The organism is Bacillus sp. 95MFCvi2.1, from assembly GCF_000374965.1.
Lineage (GTDB): Bacteria > Bacillota > Bacilli > Bacillales > Bacillaceae_G > Bacillus_A > Bacillus_A pseudomycoides.
Genome location: NZ_KB895709.1, coordinates 75605 through 84671 on the forward strand (window position 1 = coordinate 75605; position 9067 = coordinate 84671).

Annotated in this window: 9 protein-coding genes; all 9 read left to right on the plus strand. The window is 38.1% G+C overall.

The annotated features are described in order from the left end of the window. The first annotated feature begins 177 nt into the window (after nucleotides 1-177). A complete protein-coding gene (locus C568_RS0122475) occupies nucleotides 178-1203 on the plus strand; it encodes a methionine ABC transporter ATP-binding protein (RefSeq protein ID WP_003201726.1) in 1026 nt (341 codons plus the stop codon). Next, nucleotides 1196-1861 carry a methionine ABC transporter permease gene (locus C568_RS0122480; RefSeq protein WP_018782775.1) on the plus strand — a complete coding sequence of 222 codons (666 nt, stop codon included), beginning with the start codon at nucleotides 1196-1198 and terminating at the stop codon, nucleotides 1859-1861. Before C568_RS0122475 ends, C568_RS0122480 begins: the two co-directional genes overlap by 8 nt. 79 nt (nucleotides 1862-1940) lie before the next feature. After that, the gene (gene metQ, locus C568_RS0122485) at nucleotides 1941-2750 is read left to right on the plus strand and encodes a methionine ABC transporter substrate-binding lipoprotein MetQ (protein WP_018782776.1); all 810 of its coding nucleotides are present in this window, start codon (nucleotides 1941-1943) and stop codon (nucleotides 2748-2750) included. 235 nt (nucleotides 2751-2985) lie between these two features. Beyond that, nucleotides 2986-3771, plus strand: coding sequence for a Fe-S cluster assembly ATPase SufC (gene sufC / locus C568_RS0122490; RefSeq protein ID WP_000929159.1), 786 nt, complete (start codon nucleotides 2986-2988; stop codon nucleotides 3769-3771). Between the two features lie 15 nt (nucleotides 3772-3786). Continuing rightward, the gene (sufD, locus tag C568_RS0122495) at nucleotides 3787-5079 is read left to right on the plus strand and encodes a Fe-S cluster assembly protein SufD (RefSeq protein WP_003201733.1); all 1293 of its coding nucleotides are present in this window, start codon (nucleotides 3787-3789) and stop codon (nucleotides 5077-5079) included. Then, nucleotides 5079-6299 (plus strand): cysteine desulfurase SufS, encoded by a 1221-nt coding sequence (gene sufS, locus C568_RS0122500; protein ID WP_006096509.1) that lies wholly within the window; start codon nucleotides 5079-5081, stop codon nucleotides 6297-6299. Before sufD ends, sufS begins: the two co-directional genes overlap by 1 nt. Beyond that, complete coding sequence (gene sufU, locus C568_RS0122505; protein WP_018782777.1) at nucleotides 6289-6720, plus strand: Fe-S cluster assembly sulfur transfer protein SufU; 432 nt, start codon at nucleotides 6289-6291, stop codon at nucleotides 6718-6720. Before sufS ends, sufU begins: the two co-directional genes overlap by 11 nt. Nucleotides 6721-6768: 48 nt before the next feature. Further along, nucleotides 6769-8166, plus strand: coding sequence for a Fe-S cluster assembly protein SufB (gene sufB, locus C568_RS0122510; protein WP_003201740.1), 1398 nt, complete (start codon nucleotides 6769-6771; stop codon nucleotides 8164-8166). A 406-nt stretch (nucleotides 8167-8572) separates the two neighbouring features. Then, nucleotides 8573-9067: thiol-activated cytolysin family protein (locus C568_RS31130; protein ID WP_018782778.1), on the plus strand; the 495-nt coding region annotated here is incomplete at its 3' end.

Here is a 9067-nt window from a genome sequence, read left to right on the forward strand (position 1 = left end):
TCGAATAATAAAAAGAGCCGCTTATGCGTTTTAAGAAATCTAGCTCCAGCGGCTAGAACATTCGGTCGTTTCACCCCTTCCTGCGAGGTGAAAAGCGCCTCTATGTCAGGGGTTCCAACGCCCTCTTGTTCTGAGCAAGCCGCTTGCGCTTTTTAAATCAAAAAGGGGTGATACACCATGATTCTATTAGAGAATGTAAAGAAGATATATAAGTCAAAAAGCGGTGATGTCACTGCTGTGGATAACGCCAATTTAAAAATAGAGAAAGGTGAGATATTTGGTGTTATCGGATATAGTGGTGCTGGGAAAAGTTCTTTAATTCGATTGTTTAATCAATTAGAGAAGCCAACTTCCGGACAGATTACGATAGCTAATCGAGTTATTTCCACAATTACAGGGAGTGAACTTCGAAAGGCAAGACAAGAAATTGGAATGATTTTTCAGCATTTTAACTTACTGTGGTCACGAACTGTACGTGAAAATATCGCTTTTCCACTTGAAATTGCAGGTGTAGATAAAGTGCAGCGAAGAAAGCGTGTGGATGAGTTGATTCATCTTGTTGGATTAGAAGGTAGAGGTGATGCGTATCCATCTCAATTGAGCGGCGGGCAAAAGCAACGCGTTGGGATTGCAAGAGCATTAGCGAATAATCCAAAGGTGCTCTTGTGTGATGAAGCGACATCAGCACTTGATCCAGAAACCACAGATCAAATTTTAGATTTACTATTAGATATTAATAAACGTCTTGGATTAACAATTGTACTGATTACACATGAAATGCATGTGATTCAAAAAATTTGTAATCGTGTTGCGGTAATGGAAAAAGGAAAAATTGTGGAGACTGGTCCTGTACTAGATGTATTCCGTAATCCACAGCAGGAGATTACAAAGCGTTTTGTTAAGCAAATAACAGATTCTGAAGATGCGGATGAAGCAATTGAACATTTAGCAGAGAAGTATCCGGAAGGCAAGGTTGTAAAGTTGCAATTTATTGGTGAAGTAGTAGAAAGACCTGTCTTGCAGGAACTTATGAAGCAAGATGGCGTGGAAGTAAGCATTCTGCAAGGGAACATTGCACAAACGGCAAACGGGGCGTATGGAAGTTTAATTGTCCACTTAAATGGTGCTGAAGATGTGGTTGCAAAAGCAATTGCGACGATTCAACAAGAGCAAGTCGAGCTGGAGGTGATTGCACATGGATAATTTGTTTCAAAATGTCGATTGGGACAAAATGCTAGAGGCTACGGGAGAAACGTTATACATGACGGCAGTTGCCGCGTTTGCAACGTTTGTCTTAGGTCTTATTTTGGGATTGCTACTGTTTCTGACAGGAAAAGATAATCTCTGGGAAAACAAGCCAGTTAATATTGTAATTGGTGCGTTTGTAAATATTTTTCGTTCGATCCCGTTTATTATTTTAATCATTTTACTTATTCCATTTACGAAGCTTCTTCTAAACACGATTCTCGGTGCAAGTGCCGCATTACCAGCATTAATTGTTGGGGCAGCACCGTTCTATGCGAGAATGGTCGAAATCGCACTTCGTGAAATTGATAAAGGTGTCATTGAAGCATCAAAGGCGATGGGAGCAAAGACAAGTACAATTATTTTAAAAGTACTTATACCAGAATCTTTGCCAGCGCTTGTTTCCGGGATTACGGTAACAGCTATTGCGCTTGTCGGTTACACAGCAATGGCTGGAGTGGTCGGAGCAGGTGGACTTGGTACACTTGCTTATTTAGAAGGGTTTCAGCGCAATAATAGTGATGTAACGCTTATGGCAACAATTCTTGTACTTGTGATTGTATTTATCATTCAAATGCTTGGTGACTTGCTCACGAAGCGTCTTGATAAAAGATAAAGAGAAGTCTTCGTGTAAGACGAAGACTTCCTATAGATTTTTAATTTTGAATATTGAAAAAAAGAAAGGGTGTCATAACATGAAAAAGGTATTACTTTCAGCACTTCTTGCTGTACTTGTGTTTGCATTAGCTGCTTGTAGCGGCGGAAAAGACGAAAAGAAACTTGTAGTTGGTGCTTCTAACGTACCGCATGCAGTTATTCTAGAAAAAGCGAAACCAATCTTAGAGAAAAAAGGGATTAAATTAGATATTAAGCCATTCCAAGATTACGTATTGCCAAATAAAGCACTAGCTGATAAAGATCTTGATGCAAACTATTTCCAACATATTCCGTATTTAGATAAAGAGATTCAAGAAAAAGGATACAAATTTGTAAACGCAGGGAAAATTCATTTAGAGCCGATGGGGATTTACTCAAAGAAATATAAAAACTTAAAAGATCTTCCAAACGGCGGAACAGTGATTATGAGTAATAACGTATCAGAGCGTGGACGTATGTTAGGACTTCTGCAAAAAGGCGGCGTTATTAAACTGAAAGATGGCGTAGATATCGTCAAAGCGACAGAAAAAGATATTGTGGAAAATCCGAAAAACTTGAAGTTTAAAACAGATGTGGAGCCAGGTCTTACACCAAAATTATATGAGAACAACGAAGGTGACGCATTATTCATTAACTCAAACTATGCAATTGATGCAAAATTAAACCCAACAAAAGATGCAATTGCTCTTGAAGGATCAGAGTCTCCTTATGCAAATATTATTGCGGTTCGTAAAGGTGACGAAAATAGAAAAGAAATTAAAGAGCTTGTAGAAGTGTTACACTCAAAAGAAATTCAAGATTTTATTAAGAAAGAATATAAGGGCGCTGTACTTCCAGTAAGTGAATAGGCGTAGGAAAGGGCTAGGAAATTTCTAGCCCTTTTTTCTTTATATATAAGAAGAAAAGTGTATCATAAGAGGATGTGAGGGAAGTACTTATATACAATTGTGAAAAAATTGTTACATTTTCTCAGCGTTTGCGATAACATTTTATTTGATATAAAATGAGAATGAGAATAAAATGAGAATGTGAATGTTTTAGGAATTTTTAAAATGTATATAGAGGATTAATGGAGGTATTGAGATGGCTGGTTCTACATTAACGGTTAAAGACTTACATGTATCAATCGATGGTAAAGAAATTTTAAAAGGTGTAAACCTTGAAGTAAAAGGTGGAGAAATCCACGCAATTATGGGACCTAATGGAACAGGTAAATCAACTTTATCTTCTGCAATTATGGGTCACCCAAAATATGAAGTAACAGAAGGAAGCATCATCATCGACGGTGAAGATGTATTAGAAATGGAAGTAGATGAGCGCGCACAAGCAGGTCTATTCCTAGCAATGCAATATCCAAGTGAAATTAGCGGAGTAACAAACGCTGACTTCTTACGTTCTGCAATTAATGCACGACGCGAGGAAGGCGATGAAATTTCTCTTATGAAATTTATCCGTACATTAGATAAAAACATGGAATTCCTAGAAATGGATCCAGAAATGGCACAACGTTACTTAAACGAAGGTTTCTCTGGCGGTGAGAAAAAACGTAACGAAATTCTTCAATTAATGATGATTGAGCCAAAAATCGCAATCTTAGACGAAATCGACTCTGGTCTTGATATTGATGCATTAAAAGTTGTATCTAAAGGTATTAACGAAATGCGCGGCGAAGAGTTCGGCTGCCTAATGATTACGCATTACCAACGTTTATTAAACTACATTACTCCAGACTTCGTTCACGTTATGATGAACGGTCGCATCGTTAAATCTGGTGGCCCTGAGCTTGCACAACGTCTAGAAGCTGAAGGTTACGACTGGATCAAAAAAGAATTAGGTATTGAAGACGAAACAGCAGAGCAAGAAGCGTAAGAGAGGAGCATAAATATGACAATCGGTACATTACCTTTCGATCAAGAAACAATCCGTCAGCGCGCAAGCGAAGTAAACGAAGCTGCTTGGTTGACTGAGTTCCGCTTACAAGCTCTTGCACAAGCAACTGAACTTCCAATGCCAACGCCTGATAAAACAAAAATCGATAAATGGGACTTTATCGGAAAAGGCCACACTGCTAAGCAAGAGCCTGTAAGTTCTTTAACTGAACTTCCAGAAGCAGTGAAAAATTTAATTGATGAAAATAACAGCGTACTAGTACAACGTACAGGTACAACTGCATTTGTTTCTTTAGCTGATGAAGCAAAAGAAAAAGGTGTTATTTTCACAGATATCGTAACAGCTGCAACTGAGCATGCTGAATTAGTACAAAAGTACTTAATGAAAGACGGCGTGAAAGTGGATGAGCATCGTTTAACAGCACTTCATGCAGCATTAATCAACGGCGGTGCATTTGTATATGTTCCGAAAAACGTTGTTCTTGAAACACCACTTCAAGCTGTATTCTTAGTAGACGGCGAAGAAGCAAATGTATATAACCATGTATTATTTGTAGCTGACGCGAACAGTTCTGCAACATATGTAGAAAACTACGTAGCAAATGAAACTGTTACAGGTATTGCAAACATCGTGGCAGAAGTAATCGTAGAACAAGGTGCACAAGTGAAATTTGGTGCAGTTGATCTATTAGCGAAAGATGTAACAACTTACGTAAACCGCCGCGGCGTTGTAGGACGTGACGGCCGTATTGAGTGGGCATTAGGTCTTATGAATGACGGAAATACAATTTCAGAGAATGTAACGAACTTAATGGGCGACGGATCATTTGCTGATACAAAAACAGTAACAATTGGCCGTGGTAACCAAACACAAAACTTTACAACTAAAGTTGTTCACTTCGGTAAACACTCTGAAGGATTCATTTTAAAACACGGTGTACAAACAGATAGCGCAACATCTATCTTTAACGGAATTGGTAAAATTGAACACGGTGCATCTAAATCAAATGCACAACAATCTTCTCGCGTTCTTATGTTAAATGAGAAAGCTCGCGGCGATGCAAACCCAATTCTTCTAATTGACGAAGACGATGTAATGGCAGGTCACGCAGCTTCTGTAGGCCGTGTAGATCCAGTACAACTATACTACTTAATGAGTCGTGGTATTCCGAAGAAAGAAGCAGAACGTTTAGTCATCCATGGATTCTTAGCACCTGTAGTGAATGAGCTTCCAATTGAAGGAGTAAAAGCACAGCTTGTTGAGGTAATTGAAAGGAAAGTTCGCTAATGGATATTCATGAAATACGCAAACAGTTTCCAATTCTTGATCAAAAAGTGAACGGCAAACAACTTGTTTATTTCGATAGTGCAGCAACTTCTCAAAAGCCAATTCAAGTCATTGAAACGTTAGAACGTTACTATAAAGAATACAATTCTAACGTGCATCGCGGTGTTCATACGCTCGGTACGAAAGCTACCGATGCGTATGAAGGTGCACGTGAGAAGGTTCGCAAGTTTATTAACGCGAAATCAATGGAAGAAGTTATTTTCACGCGCGGAACAACAACTGCATTAAATACAGTAGCAGCAAGCTATGGCCGTGAAAATGTAAAAGAGGGCGATGAAATCGTCATCTCTTACATGGAGCATCATAGTAATATTATTCCGTGGCAACAAGTTGCGAAGAAAACAGGCGCAACTTTAAAATATCTTCCGCTTCAGCCAGACGGAACAATCTCATTAGAAGATGCACGTCAAACAATTACACCGAATACAAAAATCGTTTCTATTATGTATGTGTCTAACGTACTTGGAACGATTAACCCTGTAAAAGAAATTGCAGAAATCGCTCATCAAAATGGTGCAATCATGGTCGTTGACGGTGCACAAAGTACACCTCATATGAAAGTGGATGTACAAGATTTAAACTGTGATTTCTACGCATTATCCGCTCATAAAATGTGCGGGCCTACAGGTGTCGGCGTATTATATGGTAAGAAAGAATTGCTAGACAATATGGAGCCAATTGAATTTGGCGGCGAAATGATTGATTTCGTAGACTTACAAGATTCTACGTGGAAAGAGCTTCCGTGGAAGTTTGAAGCAGGTACACCGATTATCGGTAATGCGATCGGACTTGGAGCGGCAATTGATTTCCTAGAAGAAATCGGTCTTGATAATATTGAAAAGCATGAACATGAATTAGCGCAGTACGCTTTAGAAAGACTATCAGAAGTAGATGGCGTTACAATTTATGGACCAAAGCATCGCGCTGGTCTTGTTACATTTAATATTGATGAAGTACATCCGCATGATGTAGCAACAGTATTAGATGTAGAAGGCATTGCGGTTCGCGCAGGACATCACTGTGCACAACCGCTTATGAAGTGGCTAAAAGCTTCTTCTACAGCACGTGCAAGCTTCTATTTATATAATACAAAAGAAGAAATTGATACATTTGTTGAAGCGCTAACGAAAACAAAGGAGTATTTCACAAATGTCTTTTAATAATTTAGATACGTTATATCGTCAAGTTATTATGGATCATTATAAAAATCCTCGTAACCATGGCGTGTTAGATGATAGTGTTACAGTTAATTTGAACAATCCAACTTGCGGCGATCGTATTCAACTTACGATGAAAGTAGAAGAGGGAATTGTTAAAGAGGCGAAGTTTGAAGGAGAAGGTTGTTCGATTTCTATGTCTTCGGCTTCGATGATGACGCAAGCAGTAAAAGGAAAGAAAATTGAAGAAGCACTTCAGCTTTCTAAAATTTTCTCTGATATGATGCTAGGAAAAGAGTATGATGACAGCGTAGATTTAGGAGATATTGAAGCATTACAAGGCGTATGCAAGTTTCCAGCACGTATTAAATGTGCAACATTAGCTTGGAAAGCGTTAGAAAAAGGCTTAAACGAAGATAAGTAATGTTACAGGTTCCTAAACACGAGGTTATCTAAGGAGGGACATACCAACATGGCGAAGAAACTGCCAGATATCGGCGATTATAAATATGGTTTCAAGGATAAAGACGTTTCGATTTTCCGTGCAGGACGCGGCTTAACAAAAGAAATCGTTGAAGAGATTTCACGTATGAAAGAAGAACCACAGTGGATGTTAGACTTCCGTTTAAAATCACTGGATAAATTCTACGAAATGCCAATGCCACAATGGGGCGGCGACTTAAACGACTTAGATTTCGATGAAATTACGTACTACGTAAAACCATCTGAGAAATCTGAGAAGTCTTGGGATGAAGTACCTGATGAAATTAAAGCGACATTTGATAAATTAGGTATTCCAGAAGCTGAGCAAAAATATTTAGCTGGTGTATCTGCACAGTACGAATCTGAAGTTGTATACCACAACATGAAAGAGGACCTAGAAGCTCTAGGAATCGTCTTCAAAGATACAGATAGCGCATTAAAAGAGAACGAAGATATTTTCCGTGAGCATTTCGGAAAAGTAATCCCACCAACTGACAACAAATTCGCAGCATTAAACTCTGCAGTTTGGTCTGGTGGATCGTTCATCTACGTTCCAAAAGGTATCAAAGTTGATACACCGCTTCAAGCGTATTTCCGTATTAACTCTGAAAATATGGGACAATTCGAGCGTACGCTTATTATTGTAGACGAAGGCGCACATGTACACTACGTAGAAGGTTGTACAGCTCCTGTTTACACAACAAATTCACTGCACAGTGCGGTAGTAGAAATCATCATTAAGAAAGATGCATATTGCCGTTACACTACAATCCAAAACTGGGCAAACAACGTATACAACCTAGTTACAAAACGTGCTGTTTGTGAAGCAAACGCAACGATGGAATGGATTGATGGTAACATCGGATCTAAATTAACGATGAAATACCCAGCAGTTATCTTAAAAGGCGAAGGCGCTCGTGGTTTAACATTATCTATCGCGATTGCTGGTAAAGGCCAACACCAAGATGCTGGTGCGAAAATGATTCACTTAGCACCAAACACATCTTCAACAATCGTTTCTAAATCGATTGCGAAACATGGTGGTAAAGTAACGTACCGTGGTATCGTACACTTCGGACCAAAAGCGACAAACTCTCGCTCTAACATCGAATGTGATACGTTAATCATGGATAACCAATCAACATCTGATACAATTCCTTACAACGAGATCAAAAACGATCACGTTTCACTTGAGCACGAAGCGAAAGTGTCAAAAGTATCAGAAGAACAATTATTCTACCTAATGAGCCGCGGTATCTCTGAGCAAGAAGCTACAGAAATGATCGTAATGGGCTTCATTGAGCCATTCACTCGCGAACTTCCAATGGAATACGCAGTTGAAATGAACCGTCTAATCAAGTTTGAGATGGAAGGTAGTATCGGTTAATTTAAAAGTAGAAGCGCCCTGTTTACAGGGCGCTTTTTTAATTGGATGAAAATATATCAATCGTTTCTCCCGATATATCGGTGTTATTTTTGAAATAACGGTGTTTTGACACGATATAAAGACCTTGCGACGATGTTGGACATGTGAAAAGCCGCTGAAAAACTATCTAGTTTGAGTAAGGGAAAAAATTTTATCAATATACAAAAATTAAGATTTTATGATATAATTTTTTAAAAAAGGAGGTGAGTATTTTAAGAGTTCTAAACCATGTTGAAGGAATAAAATTACTAGTGTGTTTATTAGTTGGTTTATGTACTATTAATTATTCGTTTATTTCCTTCGCTGAAACATAAACAAGTAATTTAGCTGATGCAACAAAATTATTCTAAAAAAGGAGTTGAGTTTTTTGAAAATTAAAAAAAGTATTAAAGGAATAAAATTACTAGCATGTTTATCAATTGGCTTATGCACTATTAATTATTCTTCTATTTCCTTCGCGGAAACAAAAACAGGTAATTCAGCTGATGCAACAAAAAAAGCTATTGACATTGATACTGGCATAGCAAATCTTAAGTATAATAATCAAGAGGTTTTAGCAGTAAATGGTGATAAAGTAGAGAGTTTTGTTCCGAAAGAAAGTACAAATTCAAATGGTAAATTTGTAGTAGTTGAACGTGAGAAAAAATCACTTACAACTTCACCAGTCGATATTTCGATTATTGATTCTGTGGCTAATCGTACTTATCCAGGAGCAGTACAACTTGCAAATAAAGCTTTTGCGGATAATCAACCTAGTTTGTTAGTAGCTAAGAGAAAACCTTTGAATATTAGTATAGACTTACCTGGCATGAGAAAAGACAATACAATTACTGTCCAAAATCCTACATATGGTAATGTGTCT

What these genes read in the sequence shown, in the direction of transcription:
- C568_RS0122475 (WP_003201726.1), top strand. Translation starts at nt 178, where the DNA reads ATGATTCTATTAGAGAATGTAAAGAAGATATATAAGTCAAAAAGCGGT.
- C568_RS0122480 (WP_018782775.1), top strand. Translation starts at nt 1,196, where the DNA reads ATGGATAATTTGTTTCAAAATGTCGATTGGGACAAAATGCTAGAGGCT.
- metQ (WP_018782776.1), top strand. Translation starts at nt 1,941, where the DNA reads ATGAAAAAGGTATTACTTTCAGCACTTCTTGCTGTACTTGTGTTTGCA.
- sufC (WP_000929159.1), top strand. Translation starts at nt 2,986, where the DNA reads ATGGCTGGTTCTACATTAACGGTTAAAGACTTACATGTATCAATCGAT.
- sufD (WP_003201733.1), top strand. Translation starts at nt 3,787, where the DNA reads ATGACAATCGGTACATTACCTTTCGATCAAGAAACAATCCGTCAGCGC.
- sufS (WP_006096509.1), top strand. Translation starts at nt 5,079, where the DNA reads ATGGATATTCATGAAATACGCAAACAGTTTCCAATTCTTGATCAAAAA.
- sufU (WP_018782777.1), top strand. Translation starts at nt 6,289, where the DNA reads ATGTCTTTTAATAATTTAGATACGTTATATCGTCAAGTTATTATGGAT.
- sufB (WP_003201740.1), top strand. Translation starts at nt 6,769, where the DNA reads ATGGCGAAGAAACTGCCAGATATCGGCGATTATAAATATGGTTTCAAG.